Annotated in this window: 15 protein-coding genes; 7 read left to right on the forward strand and 8 right to left on the reverse strand. The window is 72.4% G+C overall.

What is annotated here, in order from left to right; genetic code table 11:
* Position 1: 1 nt before the first annotated feature.
* The 7 genes from D7294_RS32760 to D7294_RS02400 form a co-directional block, all read right to left on the reverse strand.
* Positions 2–208 (reverse strand): SPOR domain-containing protein, encoded by a 207-nt coding sequence (locus D7294_RS32760; RefSeq protein ID WP_241562041.1) that lies wholly within the window; start codon positions 206–208, stop codon positions 2–4.
* A gap of 182 nt (positions 209–390) precedes the next feature.
* Positions 391–2,160: a TPM domain-containing protein gene (locus D7294_RS32765; protein ID WP_120674825.1), complete on the reverse strand. Its 1,770-nt coding sequence runs from the start codon at positions 2,158–2,160 to the stop codon at positions 391–393.
* A 219-nt stretch (positions 2,161–2,379) separates the two neighbouring features.
* Positions 2,380–3,162, reverse strand: coding sequence for a succinate dehydrogenase/fumarate reductase iron-sulfur subunit (locus D7294_RS02380; protein WP_120674827.1), 783 nt, complete (start codon positions 3,160–3,162; stop codon positions 2,380–2,382).
* Positions 3,159–5,129: a fumarate reductase/succinate dehydrogenase flavoprotein subunit gene (locus tag D7294_RS02385; RefSeq protein WP_120674829.1), complete on the reverse strand. Its 1,971-nt coding sequence runs from the start codon at positions 5,127–5,129 to the stop codon at positions 3,159–3,161. The genes D7294_RS02380 and D7294_RS02385 overlap by 4 nt, the downstream gene beginning before the upstream one ends.
* 94 nt (positions 5,130–5,223) lie before the next feature.
* A complete protein-coding gene (locus D7294_RS02390; RefSeq protein ID WP_120674831.1) occupies positions 5,224–6,033 on the reverse strand; it encodes a hypothetical protein in 810 nt (269 codons plus the stop codon).
* Between the two features lie 43 nt (positions 6,034–6,076).
* Positions 6,077–6,424, reverse strand: coding sequence for a hypothetical protein (locus D7294_RS02395; RefSeq protein WP_120674833.1), 348 nt, complete (start codon positions 6,422–6,424; stop codon positions 6,077–6,079).
* A 79-nt stretch (positions 6,425–6,503) separates the two neighbouring features.
* Positions 6,504–7,118 (reverse strand): TetR/AcrR family transcriptional regulator, encoded by a 615-nt coding sequence (locus D7294_RS02400; RefSeq protein WP_120674835.1) that lies wholly within the window; start codon positions 7,116–7,118, stop codon positions 6,504–6,506.
* 201 nt (positions 7,119–7,319) lie between these two features.
* Here D7294_RS02400 and D7294_RS02405 point away from each other — a divergent pair, with 201 nt between their 5' ends.
* The 7 genes from D7294_RS02405 to D7294_RS02435 all read left to right on the forward strand — a co-directional run bounded on the left by D7294_RS02405 (position 7,320) and on the right by D7294_RS02435 (position 17,682).
* Entirely contained in the window at positions 7,320–9,374 is a 2,055-nt protein-coding gene (locus tag D7294_RS02405) for an ABC transporter family substrate-binding protein (RefSeq protein ID WP_120674837.1), read from the forward strand.
* Positions 9,375–9,631: 257 nt separating this feature from the next.
* Positions 9,632–11,500: a translational GTPase TypA gene (typA, locus tag D7294_RS02410; RefSeq protein ID WP_120674839.1), complete on the forward strand. Its 1,869-nt coding sequence runs from the start codon at positions 9,632–9,634 to the stop codon at positions 11,498–11,500.
* A gap of 449 nt (positions 11,501–11,949) precedes the next feature.
* A complete protein-coding gene (locus tag D7294_RS02415; protein ID WP_120674841.1) occupies positions 11,950–13,569 on the forward strand; it encodes a peptide ABC transporter substrate-binding protein in 1,620 nt (539 codons plus the stop codon).
* Positions 13,570–13,666: 97 nt separating this feature from the next.
* Positions 13,667–14,596: an ABC transporter permease gene (locus D7294_RS02420; protein WP_120674843.1), complete on the forward strand. Its 930-nt coding sequence runs from the start codon at positions 13,667–13,669 to the stop codon at positions 14,594–14,596.
* Complete coding sequence (locus D7294_RS02425; RefSeq protein ID WP_120674845.1) at positions 14,589–15,590, forward strand: ABC transporter permease; 1,002 nt, start codon at positions 14,589–14,591, stop codon at positions 15,588–15,590. The genes D7294_RS02420 and D7294_RS02425 overlap by 8 nt, the downstream gene beginning before the upstream one ends.
* 24 nt (positions 15,591–15,614) lie before the next feature.
* Entirely contained in the window at positions 15,615–16,637 is a 1,023-nt protein-coding gene (locus tag D7294_RS02430) for an ABC transporter ATP-binding protein (RefSeq protein ID WP_120675313.1), read from the forward strand.
* Entirely contained in the window at positions 16,630–17,682 is a 1,053-nt protein-coding gene (locus D7294_RS02435) for an ABC transporter ATP-binding protein (RefSeq protein ID WP_120674847.1), read from the forward strand. Before D7294_RS02430 ends, D7294_RS02435 begins: the two co-directional genes overlap by 8 nt.
* 129 nt (positions 17,683–17,811) lie before the next feature.
* On the opposite strand, the gene D7294_RS02440 is transcribed toward D7294_RS02435, so the two are convergent.
* The gene (locus tag D7294_RS02440; RefSeq protein WP_158674550.1) at positions 17,812–19,074 is read right to left on the reverse strand and encodes a WD40/YVTN/BNR-like repeat-containing protein; all 1,263 of its coding nucleotides are present in this window, start codon (positions 19,072–19,074) and stop codon (positions 17,812–17,814) included.
* Positions 19,075–19,099 lie beyond the last annotated feature (25 nt).

The following is a 19,099-nucleotide window of genomic DNA, read 5'->3' on the forward strand; positions in this document are numbered from 1 at the left end:
GTCAGCGCTGTGCGGGTGTCACCGGTTCCACCCGCTCCACGACGTAGTGGGCGGCGCGGGACGCGCCCACCCGGCCGTCGGTGCTCAGCTGCAGCCGCTGAATCAGCCGCTGGGCCTCGGCGCGCGTGGCGCACTGCCCGATCCGGTAGCGGCCGCCGTCCTCCTCCTGACGGATCACCTGCCAGGGCCGCAGGTTGGTGCCCTTCATTCATCACCCCCCATCTGCATATGCCAGACCTTACGCCAGTGCCTTACTCCCCGAACAGGGCGTCAGGAACTCCCCGAACAGGGCATTTTCGTACGCCTTTGCCCCGCGCCAAGGGGGAGCAGGCCCGGCTCCCCGTCCCCCTGGCCGAGGGCGCGGCCCCGCGCTGAGCCGAAGGACACGCCCTACCCGCCCGCCCCGGCGTCCCCGGCCGCCGCCGCCCGCCCCTCGCGGGCCAGCGCGTCCGCCCGCCAGGCCATCGGGAGGGCGAGCGCCGCGTCCTCCTCCCCGGCCTGGCGCGCCCGCCACAGGTGGTGGGCGGCCTCGGCCAGCCGGGCGCGGGCCGCCGTGCCGATCCGGTCCCGGTGGGCGGCCAGGAAGTCCTGGGCCGCGGCCAGCTCGCTGCCCGCGACGAGCAGGGCGTGGCCGAGCAGGGTGCGCGCCCGGCCCGCCCGCTCGCTCCCCTCGCGCTCCGGCCCCACCGCCTCGGCCAGCCGCCCGTCCACCTCCGCCAGGTCCCGCAGCGCGCCGAACGGGTCCTGCCTGGCCTCCCAGGCCCGGGCGAGCACCGGCTCCGCCCTGGCCACCAGGCCGTGTAGCGCGTGCTCCTCGCGCGCCTTGGCCAGGTCCGCCTCGGCCAGGGGCAGCTCCTCGGCCAGCCGGGCGCGGGCCTCGTCCAATTCGCGCGCCCGCCTGGGCACGCCCTCGGCGAGCGCCTCCGCCTGGACGACCGCCACCTGGGCGGCCCGCACCGCCCTGCGGCTCTCCTCGTCGGCGCGGCCCAGCTCCTCGACGACCCGGGCCAGCCGTTCCCTGGCGGCCTGCGGGTGCGCGCGGACCGGGTCGTCCGGCGGGAGCAGCCCGGCCGCCTGCTCCGCCCTGGCGATGTGCCCGGGGAGTGCGTCGGCCCTGGGGCGCAGGGCCCGCAGCGCCTCGCCGGGCTCCTGGGCCGGGCGCACGGCCTCCAGCCGGTGCCCTGCCGTCTCGCACCTGGCCAGGATCTCCTCGAGCAGCCGCCGCCGCTCCTGCCCGTCCCGCCGCACCGCGGGGTCGTCGAGGTGGTGGCGGGTACGCAGCGCCGCCGCCGTCTCCTCGGCCGCCGCGCCGAGTTCGCGCGGCGGGTCGCCCGTCGCGAAGGACAGCTCGGCGGCACGGTCGCGCACCGCGTCGTCCAGGTCGATCAGCCGGCCGCGCGCCCTGCTGTTCAGCCGTTCGAGTGAGTCCTCCCCGGTCCCGCCCGGCGGCTCGGCGGCCTCGGAGGACCAGCGCCGCGGCACCAGCCGGCGCCGGCTGGGCACGCCGTGCCTGGCGAGGTACCAGATCAGCAGCGCGGCCACCACCAGCCCCGCGAGCGGCAGCACCAGGGACACGACGTGCTTGCCCCCGTTGCCGGGAGCGGTGTCGCGGGCGAGCCGGCCGGTGGACGGCGTGCCGACCGAGCCGACGGGGCCGGCGGAGTAGCCGTGGGCGGCGCCGAGCGCGGCGCCCGCCCAGTCGTGCGCCCGCAGCGCGGGGGAGATCTCGTGCCGGTCGACCTCCCTGAGCCGGGCCGCCGTCAGGCCGGAGGCGACGTCGGCGGAGACGGCGTGGCGGCCCTCGCCGGTGGCCACGGCCAGCAGCAGATCCCGGGAGCCGAGGCGATTGCGCACCGCGGCGAAGTCGGCCCAGGACTGTGGCTCGTGGCCGGAGAAGTCGTGCACGTACGCGACGAACAGCTGCAGGCCGGCGTCCGCCTCCAGCCGCCACAGGGCCCGTTGCACCTCGCCCTCCCGCCTGCCCAGCGCCCCGGCGCGGTCGGTGACCTGCCCGGCGGGGTCGAGGCGCACGGTGTCCGCGGCGGGGGAGGGGGCGGCCGGGGCGAGGGCCGCCGCCGGGGCGGGGGTGGGGCCCAGGACGGGGCCGAGGGCGCACGCCGCGACGGCCGCGGCCCGCGCGGCCGCGCGTGCTGCTCGCATTGGCCCAGCCCACCTCTCACCCCGAGTGACCCCGAGCCGCCTCACCCACGACGGTAGGCCCGCGCCGCGCCGCCCGCGACCGCGCCGCCCACCATCACGGCGCCCACGATCACGCCGCCCGCCCGCGGCCGGTCCGGTCCCGCGGCCGGGCACCCGCCCGGGCCCGCCGCCTCGCCTCGCGCCGCCGCGACCGCGGGCAGGGGTGCCCGGCCCGGGGGCTCAGTCGGAACGGCGGCGGCGGATCTTGCTGCCCAGCCACACCAGGGGGTCGTACTTGCGATCCACCGCGCGCTCCTTCATCGGGATCAGCGCGTTGTCCGTGATCTTGATCGACTCCGGGCAGACCTCGGTGCAGCACTTGGTGATGTTGCAGAAGCCGAGCCCGTGCTCCTCCTGGACGGCCCGCTGCCGGTCCAGGCCCTCGCGGGACGCCTCGTCGAGGGGGTGCATGTCGAGCTCGGCCATCCGCATCAGGAAACGCGGCCCGGCGAACGCCTGCTTGTTCTCCTCGTGGTCGCGCACCACGTGGCACACGTCCTGGCACAGGAAGCACTCGATGCACTTGCGGAACTCCTGCGAGCGCCCCACGTCCTCCTGCCGCATCCGGTACTCGCCGGGGGCGAGGCCGGCCGGCGGGACGAAGGCCGGGATCTCCCGCGCCTTCCGGTAGTTGAACTCGACGTCCGTGACCAGGTCCCTGATCACCGGGAACGTCCGCAGGGGCGTGACGGTGATCGTGTCCTCCGGCGCGAAGAGCGACATGCGGGTCATGCACATCAGCCGGGGCCTGCCGTTGATCTCCGCGCTGCACGAGCCGCACTTGCCCGCCTTGCAGTTCCACCTGACCGCGAGATCCGGGGCCTGGGTGGCCTGCAGGCGGTGGATGATGTCGAGGACCACCTCGCCCTCGTTGACCTCGATCGTGAAGTCCCTGAGCTCGCCGGAGTCGGCGTCGCCGCGCCACACCCGGAACTTCGCCTCGTAGCTGGTGCTGGTGCTCACCGGGCAGTCAGCTCCTCGTCCGTCAGGTATTTGGCCAGCTCTTCCTTCTCGAAGAGGCCGAGCAGGTCGCCGCGCATCGGCGGCAGTTCGCGGCGGGTCAGCCCGACCCTGCCGCCCCCGGGACGCAGCGAGCACAGCAGGTTGACCCGCCGCCACTCGCGGTCCATCCGCGGGAAGTCGTCCCTGGTGTGCCCGCCCCTGGACTCGGTGCGTTCCTTCGCGGCCAGCGCCACGCACTCGCTGACCAGCAGCATGTTGCGCAGGTCCATCGCCAGGTGCCAGCCGGGGTTGTACTGCCGGTGCCCCTCGACGGCCACCCGCAAGGCCCGGTCGCGCAGCTCGGCCAGCCGCCGCAGGGCCTCGGCCATCTCGGACTCGCGCCTGATGATGCCCACCAGGTCGTTCATCGTCTGCTGCAGGGCCTGGTGCACCGCGTAGGGGTTCTCGCTCCCCCCGGTGTCCTCGCCGCCCCCGCCGCCCTCGCGCGCGGCGGCCTCGAAGGGGGCGAGCGCCTCGGCCACCGCCGCCTCGACCTGCGCCTCGGGCGCGGCCGGCCGCGCCGCGGTGGCCCCCACCCCCTCCCCGCCGGTGAAGGCGGCGGCGTAACGGGCCGCGTACAGCCCGGCGCGCCGGCCGAACACCAGCAGGTCGGACAGGGAGTTGCCGCCGAGCCGGTTGGAGCCGTGCATGCCGCCCGCCACCTCGCCGGCCGCGAAGAGCCCGGCGACGCCGGTGGCCGCCGCCGTGTCGGGGTCGACGTCGACCCCGCCCATCACGTAGTGGCAGGTGGGTCCCACCTCCATCGGCTCCCGGGTGATGTCCACGTCCGCCAGCTGCTTGAACTGGTGGTGCATGGAGGGCAGCCTGCGGGTGATCTCCTCGGCCGGCAGCCTGCTCGACACGTCGAGGAAGACCCCGCCGTGCGGGGAGCCGCGGCCCGCCTTCACCTCCGCGTTGATGGCGCGGGCCACCTCGTCGCGCGGCAGCAGCTCGGGCGGGCGGCGGTTGTGGTCCGGGTCCTGGTACCAGCGGTCGCCCTCGGCCTCGTCCTGCGCGTACTGGCTCCGGAACACGTCGGGGATGTAGTCGAACATGAACCGGCGGCCCTCGCTGTTGCGCAGCACGCCGCCGTCCCCGCGCACCGACTCGGTGACCAGGATGCCCTTCACCGAGGGCGGCCAGACCATGCCCGTCGGGTGGAACTGGACGAACTCCATGTTGACCAGCGAGGCGCCCGCGAGCAGGGCGAGGGCGTGCCCGTCGCCGGTGTACTCCCAGGAGTTGGAGGTCACCTTGAAGGACTTGCCGATGCCGCCGGTGGCCAGCACGACGGCGGGGGCCTCGACGACGAAGAACGTCCCCGACTCGCGCGCGTAGCCGAAGACCCCGGCCACCCGCGGCTCCCCCGCCCCGTCGCCCGGCGGCTCCTCCGTCAGAATCCGGGTGACGGTGCACTCCTGGAAGACCTTCAGGCGCGCCTCGTAGTCGCCGGTCTCACGGAAGTCCTGCTGCTGGAGGGCCACCACCCGCTGCTGGAGGGTGCGGATCAGCTCCAGGCCGGTGCGGTCCCCGACGTGCGCCAGCCTGGGGTACTCGTGGCCGCCGAAGTTGCGCTGCGAGATCCGCCCGTCGGGCGTCCGGTCGAACAGGGCGCCCCAGGTCTCCAGCTCCCACACCCGGTCGGGCGCCTCCTTGGCGTGCAACTCGGCCATGCGCCAGTGGTTGAGGAACTTCCCGCCGCGCATCGTGTCGCGGAAGTGGACCTGCCAGTTGTCCCCGGCGTTGACGTTGCCCATGCTGGCGGCGATGCCGCCCTCGGCCATCACCGTGTGGGCCTTGCCGAAGAGGGACTTGCAGATCACCGCCGTCCGCAGGCCCTGCTCGCGGGCCTCGATGGCCGCCCGCAGCCCGGCCCCGCCGGCGCCGACGACCACCACGTCCCACGACTGCCGTTCCACTGTGCTCACTTCGTCTTCTTCCTTCTCCGGCTTCCTATGGACGGTGCTTCCCGCTCCGCGGCGCCCTCGTCCGCCGCCGGCCGCGCCGCGCGGCCACCCGCGGCTAGAACAGCCGGGGGTCGGAGAACACGTCGGTGGCGAGCAGGTACACGTACAGGTCCGTCAGCGCCAGGCTGGTCAGCGAGGCCCAGGCGAGCGCCATGTGACGGCCGTTCAGCCGGCTGACGAAGGTCCACATGCGGTAGCGCACCGGGTGGGTGGAGAAGCTCTTGAGGCGCCCGCCCATGATGTGGCGGCAGGAGTGGCAGGAGAGGGTGTAGGCCCACACCAGCGCGATGTTGACCAGCTGGATCAGGGTGCCGAGTCCGGCGTGGCCCCAGGAGTAGTCCTCGTCGCGGAAGCCGAGCACCGCATCCCAGGTGAGGATCAGGGCGATCGCGGCCGAGGCGTAGAAGAAGTACCGGTGGCTGTTGTTGAGGATCAGCGGGAAGCGGCGCTCGCCCGAGTAGGAGGAGTGCGGCTCGGCGACGGCGCAGGCGGGCGGGGAGGCCCAGAAGCTGCGGTAGTACGCCTTGCGGTAGTAGTAGCAGGTCAGGCGGAAGCCCAGGGGCAGCCCGAGGAAGATCAGCGCGGGCGAGAGGCCCCACCAGTCGCCGAACAGCGCCCAGTTGGCGCCGCCGCGCATCTCCTCGCAGTTGTCGGCGAGGCAGGGGGAGTAGAACGGCGAGACGTAGGGGGCCGCGTAGTAGTCGGCGTTGGCGAACGCCCGCCAGGTCGCGTACACGACGAAGGCGAGCAGCGCCACCACGGTGATCGCCGGGGAGAGCCACCAGCGGTCGACCCGCAGGTGGCGCTCTGCGATGGCGGCTCGCCTGCCGGCCTGACTGGTGCGCGAGGGGGTCTGGGTGGCCACGACGGGTCCTTAGGGGAGACGGAACGGGCGGGCTCTGGCGCGGTCAGGCCGGCCCCGGCCCGTGCCGCGCGCCCAGCCCCTCGTCGTCCGCGTCGGCCCACAGGCGCGGGTCGTAGGGCGCGTCGGGGACCGCGATCATCTCGCCCGCCGCGAGGTCGGCCGCCGTCACCGGCCGCGCCGTCGGCGGCTGCCCGGCGCGGCCGCCGGTGGGGTCTGGCCCCGCGGCGGCGAGCGCGGCGAGCAGGTCGAGGCTCTCGCGCAGGTGGTCCGTGCCGCTGCGCAGTCTGCGGATGTCGAGGCCGGTGCCGAGCTCCTGTTCGAGGCGGGAGACGCAGCGGGTGAGGTCGTCCAGGCACCGCCTGGCGGACCGCAGCTCCTCGGACACGGACATCCCTTGCCACCTCCGTTGGTGGGGCATCGCCGGACGATGCGAGTGTGACGCGAAGCACACCCTGTTGGGAAGAGGGCCGTCAGTCGCCGGACGTCAGTGCGGCGAGCAACTCCCCGACGAGGTCTTCGTCGAGCGGCCCGCCCGTGATGAGGACCCGGTACCACAGGACGCCGAAGACGAGGTCGAGCACGGTGCCCGGGGCCGGGCGCGGGGGCAGGTCGCCGCGCTCGCGGGCCCGCAGGACCACGGTGCTCAGCGCCTCGCGCCTGGTGGCGAGGAAGGTCTCGCGGAAGCGCCCGGCGAACTCCGGGTCGGCCAGCGCCTGGGCCACCATCGCCCGCAGCACCTCGGTCACCTGCGGGAGGCGCCCGAGGCGGAAGCTGTCGGCGAGGAACGCGCGCAGGTCGGCCGCGTACGAGCCGTGGTCGGCGATCGTCACGTGCGTCTCGGCCTTGAGGGCCAGCGCGTCGAGGAGCACGTCGCCCTTCGTGGGCCACCAGCGGTAGATCGTCTGCTTGCCGCAGCCCGCCCTGGCGGCGATGCCCTCGATCGTCAGCCCGGCGTAGCCGACCTCGGAGAGGAGGGCGAGGGCCGCGGTCAGGATCGCCAGGCGGGTCTCCTCGCTGCGCTTGCGGCCCCGCCTGCGGGGGGCAGCGGCGGGCGTCTCGGCTCGGCGTTCCTGGTTCGTGGGCACCCGCCAAGCTTAATAGCGAGACGTTCCGGCTCGAATATCCCCGCGCCCGGCGCGGGGGAGGGAAGGCGGGCAGGGCCCGGCTGCTCCGCGCGGGTGGCCTGGGGCGCGGGGCCCGCCGTGTCGCCGCCGCACCCGGCAGGCGCTCACCTTCAGTGGGCGCATACGTGTGATCAACGCACCGGTGGAGCCGGAGGTAACAGCATGGCAGGCGGGCCAGCGAGATCGGCGAAACGGCCAGGGGGCGCGGCCCTCGGCCACCTGGCGGCGCTCGTCGCGGGAGCACTCCTCGTGCCCGCGCTGGCCGGGTGCGGCGGGGACGAGGACCGGGACGAGGCGACGACGAAGGCGGCCCAGTCCGTGAGCACCTCGGAGCGCAGCGAGCTCCGCAAGGGCGGCACGGTCCGCTGGGCGATCGACGCGCTGCCGGCCACCCTCAACGCCTTCCAGTTCGACGCGGACCCGGTCACCGACCGGGTGGCAGGGGCCGTGCTGCCCTCGCTCTTCACCGTGGACGGCGAGGGCCGCCCCCAGCTGAACCCCGACTATCTGCGCTCCGCCGAGATCACCGACCGGGAGCCGAAGCAGAAGGTCGTCTACACCCTCAACCCCAAGGCGAAGTGGAGCGACGGCCGGGCCATCGGCGCCGCGGACTTCACCGCGCAGTGGAAGGCGCTCAACGGCGAGGACCACGCGTTCTGGTCCGCGCGCAACGCCGGCTACGAACGCATCCACTCCATCCGCAAGGGGCCGGGCGCCCACCAGGTGGAGGTCACCTTCGACCGGCCCTACGCCGACTGGAAGTCCCTGTTCACCCCGCTCTACCCGCGCTCGGTCACCGGGGACGCCGACCGCTTCAACGACGGCACCCGCACCGAACTCCCCGCCGCCGCCGGCCCCTTCGAGGTCGAGGAGGTGGACGAGGAGGGCCAGACGGTCACCCTGCGGCGCAACGATGCCTGGTGGGGCGACGAGGCCCTGCTGGACGAGCTGGTCTTCACCGTGGTCCCGGCGGACGAGCGGCGGGCCGCGCTGAGCGCGGGGGAACTCGACGTCGCCGAGGTGCAGCCCGCCGTCGCCGACCGCATCACCGCCGCCCAGGGGCCGCAGCGCCGCGGCGGGAAGGCCGGGGCGGAAGGCCGGCGGGGCGAGGACCCGGAGGGCACCGGGGCGGGCAAGGGCTCGGGGGCCGGGGCGGACGCCTCAGGGACGGCGGAGGACCCGGAGGCGTCCGGGCCGGGAGAGCAGGGGGAGCAGGGGTCGCAGGGAGAGCAGGGGGCTCAGGAGGGGAGTGAAGGGCGCGAGGAGCACGGCGGGGGCGCGCAGGCGGGCGAGGGTTCGGGCGAGGGCAGGGGCGCGCCCGGCCGGCCGGGGCCCGACGCGAGCCTGCGCGGCTACACCGTGCACCGCGCCTACGCCGCCTCCGCCACCCAGCTTGCGCTGAACGGCGCCTCCGACGAGCTCAGCGACGAGCGCGTGCGCTGGGCGATCGCCCGCGCCCTCGACCGCGAGCGGCTCGCCGCCGCGGCACACGACCCCGCCGGGCTCCCGGCCAAGCCGCTCGGCAGCCACCTGCGTCTGCTGGGGCAGGCCGGCTACCGGGACAACAGCGACGCGCTCGGCTCCCCGGGCGCCGAGGCCGCGGAGGACCTGCTGGAGAAGGCGGGCTGGCACCGGCAGGCGGGCGGGCCGCCCAGGGACGGCAAGCCGGGGGCGGGCTCGCCGGTCCGCGCCAAGGAGGGCAAGCCGCTCCAGCTGGACTTCGTCCTCCCCGAGGGGCCGGGCACCGCCCCGCTGCGCCGGGTCGGCGAGCGGATCGTCTCGATGCTCGCGCAGATCGGGATCGCCGCGAAGATCAAGCAGGTCGACGAGGAGACCTACTTCTCGGAGCACATCGCCGCGGGCAACTACGACCTGGCGCTCTTCGCCTGGCCCGCCACGGCCTACCCGGCCACGGACTTCCTGCCGCTCTTCGCCAAGCCGCAGGCCATCCCGGGCGGCGAGATGCTCATCCAGCAGAACTACAGCCGGGTCGGCACCGACTACATCGACCAGCTCCTCGGGCAGGCCGCGGGCGAACTCGACGAGAAGGCGCACAACGAGCTGCTGAACAAGGCGGACGCCCGGATCTGGGCCGCGGCCGGCTCCATCCCGCTCTACCAGCGGCCCCAGCTGGTCGCGGCCAGGGCGCAGCTGTCCGGGGTCGGCGCGTTCGGGATGCAGACCCCGCGCTACCAGGACATCGGCTACCGGCGCTGAACCCGCGCCACCCCCGGCTCCCGGCGCCCGGGCGGCCCCCTTCCCGCAGGGCCCCCGGGCGCCGGGCCGCGCGGACCCGCCCGCCCCGCCGCCGTGCCCGCGCCCCGCTCCGCCTCGGCCGCGGGCCCGCGGGGCAACGTACGATGGCGGGTGCGGCCGGTGCCGCGGCCTTTCGCGGGCGCACCCACGGTGCCCCAGGCGGACAGGCGCTTTCTGCCGAGCCGTCTCCGTCACGATCTCGGGAGAAGCGCCCAGCCATGCCTACGCGCCAGGACATCCGCAACGTCGCCATCGTCGCCCACGTCGACCACGGCAAGACCACGCTGGTCGACGCCATGCTCAAGCAGGCCGGCGCCTTCGCCGCCCACCAGCACGTCGACGACCGCGTCATGGATTCCAACGACCTGGAGCGCGAGAAGGGCATCACCATCCTCGCGAAGAACACCGCGGTCAGGTACCACCCCAAGGGGGGCGGCGCCCCGGTCGTCATCAACATCATCGACACCCCGGGGCACGCCGACTTCGGCGGCGAGGTGGAGCGCGGCCTGTCCATGGTGGACGCGGTCGTCCTGCTGGTGGACGCCTCCGAGGGCCCCCTGCCGCAGACCCGTTTCGTGCTGCGCAAGGCGCTTCAGGCCCGGCTGCCGGTCATCCTGTGCGTGAACAAGACCGACCGGGCGGACGCCAGGATCTCCGCGGTGCTGAACGAGACCTACGACCTCTTCCTCGACCTGGACGCCGACGAGGAGCAGATCGAGTTCCCCATCGTCTACGCCTGCGCCAGGGACGGCATCGCCTCGCTCACCCAGCCCGCCGACGGCACGGTCCCGGCCGACAGCGACAGCCTGGAGCCCTTCTTCACCACCCTGCTGGAGACCGTCCCCGCCCCGGTCTACGAGGAGGACGCCCCGCTGCAGGCGCACGTGACCAACCTCGACGCGGACAACTTCCTCGGCCGGATCGCGCTGTGCCGCATCCGGCAGGGCAGCCTGCGCAAGGGCCAGACCGTCGCCTGGCTGCGCCGCGACGGCAGCGCCCGCAACGTGCGGATCACCGAGCTGCTGATGACCGAGGCGCTCACCCGCAAGCCGGCCGAGGTGGCGGGCCCGGGCGACATCTGCGCGGTGGCCGGCATCCCGGAGATCATGATCGGCGAGACCCTGGCCGACCCGGACAACCCGGTGGCGCTGCCGCTGATCACGGTCGACGAGCCGGCGATCTCCATGACCATCGGCACCAACACCTCGCCGCTGGTCGGCCGCGGCGGCAAGAACCACAAGGTGACCGCCCGCCTGGTCAAGGACCGGCTGGACCGCGAGCTGGTGGGCAACGTCTCGCTGCGGGTGCTGCCCACCGAGCGGCCCGACGCCTGGGAGGTGCAGGGCCGTGGCGAGCTGGCGCTGGCCATCCTGGTCGAGACGATGCGCCGCGAGGGCTTCGAGCTGACCGTCGGCAAGCCCGAGGTGGTCACCAGGGAGATCGACGGCGCGGTGCACGAGCCCGTGGAGCGGATGACCATCGACGCGCCCGAGGAGTACCTGGGGGCCATCACCCAGCTGCTCGCCTCCCGCAAGGGCCGGATGGAGACGATGACGAACCACGGCTCCGGCTGGGTGCGGATGGAGTTCCTGGTGCCCTCCCGCGGGCTCATCGGCTTCCGCACCGAGTTCCTCACCGAGACCCGCGGCACCGGCATCGCGCACAGCATCTTCGAGCGCCACGAGCCGTGGGCCGGCGAGCTGCGCACCCGCAAGAGCGGCTCGCTGGTCGCCGACAGGACCGGGGTCGCCACCCCGTATGCGATGCTCAACCTCCAGGAGCGGGGCACGATCTTCGTCGAGCCTGGCACCGAGGTGTACGAGGGCATGATCGTCGGCGAGAACTCCCGCTCGGACGACATGGATGTGAACATCACCAAGGAGAAGAAGCTCACCAACATGCGGGCCGCCGCCGCGGACACCACGGAGAACCTGGTGCCGCCGCGCAAGCTCTCGCTGGAGCAGTCGCTGGAGTTCTGCCGCGAGGACGAGTGCGTGGAGGTGACCCCGACGGAGGTGCGCCTGCGCAAGGTCGTGCTCGACCAGCGGGAGCGCGCCCGGGCGGCCGCGCGGGCCAAGCGCCAGTGACCGCCGACTTGACAACACCGGCCCGGCCGCGGAGATGATGGCGACGCGCACCCCAACGGCGTGTGTCGCTTCGATGTCGCGGCCGTGGCGGGGCCGGTATCTACGCGCGTCGCCTTGCCGTCGCCGCGTGGGCGCCCCGGCCTGGGTGGCGCCCCTCGGCGTTCCGCCGGATGTCAAGTGATTTTCCCGGCACGCCCCCCTCGACTGTCCGATATCCGGTGCTCACGGGTGCATGTATGCCCTTTGAGTCCGGATACCGGTGAGTCCAGGCGTGCGCAATGTCCGGTTTTGGGGGTTTGTGTCTTGGCATCTTCACCAAAATGAAATGGGCGACTGGTGGTTAGCCCGGAAATTGTGCGCAACAGTTGTGGGCATTGCGAACCGGACGCGGGTAGATCCCCGCGGTCCGGGGTTCTCTATGCAGTGAATGGACTCCGAGGAGGCAACCCATGCGTGGTGCGCGCAGCGCCAAATGGGTCGTGGGCGCTTTGGTCGTGGCGATGGCCGCGAGCGCCTGCGGTAGCGACGATGACGATGGCAGCGGCAGCGCGTCCGGTGGGGGAAACCCGGATGGCATAGTCAAGGTCGACGGCGGCGAGCCGCAGAACCCGCTGCTCCCGACGAACACCAACGAGCAGTACGGCGCGCTGGTGATTCAGAATGTCTGGTCGAAGCTGCTCGACTTCGACGACGACGGCAAGATCTTCATGGTGCAGGCCGAATCGGTGGAGCCCAACGAGGACAACTCGGTCTGGACGGTCACGCTGAAGGACGGCTGGACCTTCCACGACGGCACCCCGGTGACCGCCGAGAGCTACGTCAACGCGTGGAACTGGGCCGCGAACATCGACAACAACCAGAACAACAGCTTCTGGTTCCAGGACATCCAGGGCTACGAGGACGTCCACCCCGAGGAGGGCGAGCCCACCGCGGACGCGATGTCGGGCTTGGAGGTCGTCGACGACCTGACCTTCACGATCACGCTGACCACCCCGCTGTCGTACTACGACTACAAGCTGGGCTACGACGCGTTCACCCCGCTGCCGGAGAGCTTCTTCGACGACCCCGAGGCCTTCGGCGAGCACCCGATCGGCGACGGCCCCTACGAGTTCACCTCCTGGGAGCACAACTCGTCGATCGAGCTGACCCGCTACGACGACTACGCGGGTGAGGACAAGGCCCAGAACGGCGGCATCGAGATCGTGGCCTACACCGGCCTCGACGCGGCCTACCAGGACCTGCTCTCCGACAACCTGGACGTCATCCGGCAGATCGACCCCAAGGACCTGCCGAACTACCACGACGACCTCGGCGGCCGGGCCATCCAGCAGCCCTACAACGGCATCCAGACGATCGTTCCCGTCTGGTACAACTGGGGCGAGACCGACCCGAAGGTCCTCCAGGGCGTCTCGATGGCGATCGACCGCGAGACCATCACGCAGACGGTGCTCGACGGCGCCTACAGCCCCGCCGACAGCTTCGTGGCCCCCGGCGTCTACGGCTACCAGGAGGGCGCCAGCCACGGGATCACCGACTACGACCCGGACCGCGCCCGCCAGCTGGTCGAGGAGGGCGGCGGCGTCCCCGGCAACAAGATCACCATCCAGTACAACGCGGACGGCGGTCACCGGGAGTGGGTCGAGGCGGTCTGCAACAACCTCATCGAGAACCTCGGCGTCGAGTGCGTCGGCGACGCGAAGCCGGACTTCGACACCGACCTTGAGGCCCGCGAGGCCAACGAGGTGCAGAGCATGTACCGCGGCGGCTGGTTCCAGGACTACCCGCTGAACGTGAACTTCCTCAAGGAGCTGTACGCCTCCTACGCCCAGAGCAACTACGGCCGCTTCGACAACGAGCAGGTCGACCAGCTCTTCGAGCAGGGGGACACGGCGGCGACGCTGGACGAGACGGTGCAGGCCTACCAGGAGGCCGAGCAGGTCCTCTGGGACGAGATGCCCGCCATCCCGCTCTGGTACCAGAACGTCAACGGCGGCTGGTCGAACAACGTCAGCAACGTCCGCTTCGACATGGCGGGCCAGCCGGTGCTGACCGAGATCACGGTCAACTGACGCCGCCTGGCGAGCCAAGATCAGGGTAAGGGGGGCCGGTGCGCGGTTCCGGGACACCGGACGGCGCACCGGCCCCGCCGAATGACATGGAGGAAACGTGGGGCGTTATGTCGTACGACGACTGCTCCAGATGATCCCGGTGTTCATCGGGGCCACGTTCATCGTCTTCATGATGATGTACGCGCTGCCCGGCGACCCGGTTCGGGCCCTGTGGGGCGAACGCGCCCCCGACGAGGCCCAGATGGCGGCCCTGAAGGCGGACCTCGGGCTGGACGACCCGATTCTGCTGCAGTACTGGCACTACCTGACCGGGCTGCTCCAGGGTGACTTCGGCACCCAGATCTCCAGCAGACGCGAGGTCATCGACGTGATCGGCGACGCGCTGCCGGCCACGATCAGGCTCACCGTCCTGGCCTTCACCATCACCGTCGTCGTCGGCATCGGCCTGGGCCTGATCGCCGGGCTGCGGGCGGGCGGCAAGACGGACGGCCTGATCCTCTTCGTGACGCTGCTGCTGATCTCCGTCCCGGTGTTCGTGATCGGCTACCTGTACCAGACCTACCTGGGCGTCAAGTGGGACCTGATCAAACCCACGGTCCAGGACTCGGAGGACTGGGGGCAATTGCTCTTGCCTGCCCTGGTGCTCGCCTCGCTCTCCCTGGCCTACGTGGCCCGCCTGACCCGCACCTCGATCGTGGAGAACCGCCGCGCCGACTACATGCGCACGGCCAAGGCCAAGGGCCTCAGCGCGCGCCGTGCCGTCACGGTGCACCTGCTGCGCAACTCGCTGATCCCGGTGGTGACCTTCCTCGGGGTCGACCTGGGCAACCTGGCCACCGGCGCCATCGTGACGGAGGGCATCTTCAACATCCACGGGATCGGCAACACCGTCTTCCACGCGCTGAACAGCCGTGAGGGCTCCACCGTCGTCGGAATCGTCACCTTCATCATTCTCGTGTACCTCGTCGTCACCCTCATCGTCGACCTGCTCTACGCGGTCCTGGACCCGAGGATCCGCTATGCCTGAACCACAAGAGCCGCAGGCCGCGGCCACCGCACCGAACTCGCCGGACGCCGGCCCGGCCGCCGGGGCCGCCGTGCCCTCCCAGGGGGCGCCCGTCGCGGTGGCGGTCGCCGAGGCGGGCCCTGCCCCCGGCCGGCCGCGCAGCCTGTGGTCGGACGCCTGGCACGACCTGCGGCGCCGGCCGAGCTTCGTGATACCCGCGCTGATCATCCTGCTGCTGCTGGTGATCGCCGTGTTCCCCGGCTGGTTCACCTCGGCCAGCCCGCGGGCGGCCGACCTGACCAACCACTACCTGCAGAAGCCGCAGCTGACGCACTTCTTCTCGCCCGAGTGGCTGGGCTACAACCAGCAGGGGCAGAGCGTCTACGCCCGCATCATCTACGGCACCCGCGCCTCGATCGTCATCGGCCTCTCGGTGACGGTGCTGGTGATGATCTTCGGCTCGCTGGTGGGCATGCTGGCCGGGTACTTCGGCGGCTGGGTGGACACCGTCCTCTCCCGGCTCACCGACATCTTCCTCGGCATTCCCTTCCTGCTGGGCACGATGGTCATCCTGGTCTCCTTCGACACCAGGTCCGAGTGGACGGTGACGCTCGCACTCGCCTTCCTCGGCTGGACCACCATCGCCCGCGTGATGCGCGGCTCGGTGATCGCCGTCAAGCAGGCGGACTACGTGGCCGCGGCCCGCTCACTGGGGGCCGGCACCTGGCGCATCCTCATGCGGCACATCCTGCCCAACGCGGTGGCGCCGGTGATCGTGGTCGGCATGGTCGCGCTGGGCGGCTACATCACGGCCGAGGCGGTGCTCTCCTTCCTCGGCATCGGGCTCTCGGACCCGGCGATCTCCTGGGGGGCGGACATCAACCGCGCCCAGGAGCGGATCAGGAACGCGCCACACATCCTGCTCTACCCGTCGATCCTGCTGAGCATCACCATCCTGTCCTTCCTGATGCTGGGTGACGCCGTGCGTGACGCCCTCGACCCCAAGCTGCGCTGAGGGAGAACCGCAGTGTCGATAGAAATGACCAAGGCGGAGGTCCCCGGAGTGCCGCTCCTCGAAGTGCGGGACCTGCATGTCGAGTTCCACACCAGGGACGGCGCGGCCAAGGCCGTCAACGGCGTCAGCTACACCGTGGACGCCGGGGAGACCCTTGCGGTGCTCGGCGAGTCGGGCTCGGGCAAGTCGGTGACCGCCCAGACCATCATGGGCATCCTCGACACCCCGCCCGGCAAGGTGACCGGCGGCCAGGTGCTGTTCCGCGGCGAGGACCTGCTGACGATGTCGGAGCAGGAGCGACGCCGGGTGCGCGGCGACAAGATCGCCATGATCTTCCAGGATGCGCTGTCGGCGTTGAATCCGGTGTTGTCGGTGGGGTATCAGCTGGGTGAGCTGTTCCGGGTGCATCGGGGGATGTCGCGTCGTGAGGCGCGGGCGAAGGCCGTCGAGTTGATGGATCGGGTGCGTATTCCGGCGGCGAAGGAGCGGGTGAACGATTATCCGCATCAGTTTTCCGGTGGTATGCGTCAGCGGATCATGATTGCGATGGCGCTGGCCTTGGAGCCGGATGTGATCATCGCGGACGAGCCGACGACGGCGCTGGATGTGACGGTGCAGGCGCAGGTGATGGATCTGCTTGCGGAGTTGCAGCGTGACTTTCACATGGGGCTGATTCTGATCACGCACGATCTGGGTGTGGTGGCGGATGTGGCGGACAAGATCGCGGTGATGTATGCGGGGCGGATCGTGGAGAACGCCCCGGTGCACGAGTTGTACAAGCGGCCGGCGCATCCTTACACCCGCGGGCTGCTGGACTCCATCCCCCGCCTCGACCACAAGGGCAAGGAGCTCTACGCGATCAAGGGCCTGCCGCCCAGCCTGACCGCGATCCCCAGCGGCTGCGCGTTCAACCCGCGCTGCACGCAGGCCCGCGACGTCTGCCGGAGCGAGATCCCGCCGCTGCTGGACGTCACCGAGCCCGACGGCACGCCGATCGGCGGCCGGACGAGCGCCTGCCACTTCTGGAAGGAGACGATCCATGGCTGAGGCGAGCGGCGCCGCCAAGCGGGGCGAGCCGATCCTCGAAGTCCGCGACCTGGTCAAGCACTTCCCGCTGACCCAGGGCGTCCTGTTCAAGCGGCAGGTCGGCGCGGTCAAGGCCGTGGACGGCATCTCCTTCGAGCTGCGGCAGGGCGAGACCCTCGGCATCGTGGGCGAGTCCGGCTGCGGCAAGTCGACGGTGGCGAAGCTGCTGATGCGGCTGGAGCAGCCGACCTCGGGGCAGATCCTCTACAAGGGCGAGGACATCGCGAGGCTGTCGGGCCGGGCGCTGAAGGCGGTCAGGCGCAACATCCAGATGGTGTTCCAGGACCCGTACACCTCGCTGAACCCGCGGATGACGGTCGGCGACATCGTCGGCGAGCCCTTCGACATCCACCCCGAGGTGGCGCCGAAGGGCGACCGGCGCAAGAGGGTGCGCGAACTGCTCGACGTGGTCGGGCTCAACCCCGAGTACATCAACCGGTACCCGCACCAGTTCTCCGGCGGCCAGCGGCAGCGCATCGGCATCGCCCGGGGCCTTGCCCTGCACCCGGAGATCATCATCTGCGACGAGCCGGTCTCCGCGCTGGACGTCTCGGTGCAGGCGCAGGTGATCAACCTGATGGAGCGGCTGCAGGACGAGTTCGACCTCTCGTACCTGTTCATCGCCCACGACCTGTCCATCGTGCGGCACATCTCCGACCGGGTCGGCGTGATGTACCTGGGCAGGCTGGCCGAGGTCGGCACCGACGCGCAGATCTACGACCACCCCACCCACCCGTACACCCAGGCCCTGCTGTCGGCGGTGCCGCAGCCGGACCCGGACGGCCGGGAGAGCAGGGAGCGCATCATCCTGACCGGGGACGTGCCCTCGCCGGCGAACCCGCCCTCGGGCTGCCGGTTCCGCACCCGGTGCTGGAAGGCGCAGGAGAAGTGCGCGCAGGAGGTGCCGCTGCTGGCGGTGCCCGAGCGGTTCAAGGACGGCTCCACCCCCGCGAGCCACCCCTCGGCCTGCCACTTCGCGGACGAGAAGGACGTGGTGCACGCCTGAGGCGTGCGCCGGGGCGCGCGGTCCCCGCGAGGGCCGCGCGCCGGTGCTCACGAGGGCCGCGCGCCGGTGCCCGTGCCGGCGTGTCCCGGGCGCGGGCCGTCCCGGGCGCGGGCCGTCGCCGGGGCTGCCTCAGCGCTGGTTGCTGCCCAGGACGACGGTGCGCCAGGTGAAGCCGTCGGCGGAGATCCGGTAGTGGCCCGGGTGGCCCAGGTCGGTCAGCAGGTAGCCGGCCGGGGTGAGCGAGGGCAGCTCGGGCGGCGGGCCCTCGCGCTCCACCGCGAAGGTGAGGCCGCCGTCGGCACTGGCGTAGATGGCGTCGTCCGCGTAGACGATGAGCCTGCCCTCCGCGGTGACGAAGGGCTCGCCCACCAGCGAGCCCGGGCTGCCCTCCGCCCCGCTCGACCACATCAGCCGCCAGGTCGCGCCCTCGTCCGTGCTCCGGTACAGGTGCAGCAGCGGGCTGCCGACGCTGCCGTCGAGGGGATCGGCGGTCAGCCCCCCGCACTCGAAGACGTACAGCGCGCCGGGCCCGGCCACCAGGCGGGCCTCGCCGGCCCCCCACGCCACCGCGCCGCCGCTCCCGCCGTCCGCGGCCCCGCCGCCCCCGCCGCCCCCGCCGCCCCCGTCGCCACCATCGCCCCCGTCGCCCCCGTCGTCTTCGTCGCCGTCCGCTGTCCCCGGCATCCGGGGCAGCAGCCGCCAGCTGTGGCCCAGGTCCCGGCTGACGGCGATGCGCCGCGCCCCGGTGCCGGGGACCAGGCCCTGCACCCAGGGCGTGCCGTCGGGCAGCAGTTCGGGCGGGGCGAGGTGGTCGAGCGGCGGCTGGGCTTCCAGCTCCCGGTACGCGCCGCTGTCGGGCATCAGCACCATGACGTGGTCGTCGGCCACCGTCAGCGAGGCGCCCTCGGGGATCTCCGGCGCCGTGCCGCCGTCGAGCCCTTCGGTGACCTGCTGCCAGCTGCGTGCGGCGTCGGTGGTCACCCAGGCGAGGTCCGTGCCGTCGGGCAGCACGGCGGACAGCCGGGCCACGCCGGGGCCGGCCGCGGCCACGGAGCGTCCGCCGGCGTCCGCCGGCATCCGGGGCGCCGCCCGCAGCTGCCAGTCCGCGCCGTCGAGGAGCACCGCGACCCGGTAGGCGCAGGCGCCTGAGCCGCTTCCGCAGTCGGTGAGCAGGGCGAATCCGTTGCGTTCGTCGCTGAACCCGAGGGAGAAGTCCTCGCCGGGCAGCCAGGTCCCGGAGGGAATCTCGGGCGGGGAGGCGGAGGGGGCGGGCCGGGAGACGGTCGGCGGAGCGGCCGGGGCCTCGTCCGGGTGTTCCACCGAGGAGGTGCACGCGGCCAGGGCGGCCACGGCGAGGAGGGCTATCGGAAGGAGGGGCGACCCGCTTCGCATGCAGGGAAGATACCCAGCGCCGACC

This window comes from Streptomyces hoynatensis (assembly GCF_003626535.1).
Lineage (GTDB): Bacteria > Actinomycetota > Actinomycetes > Streptomycetales > Streptomycetaceae > Streptomyces > Streptomyces hoynatensis.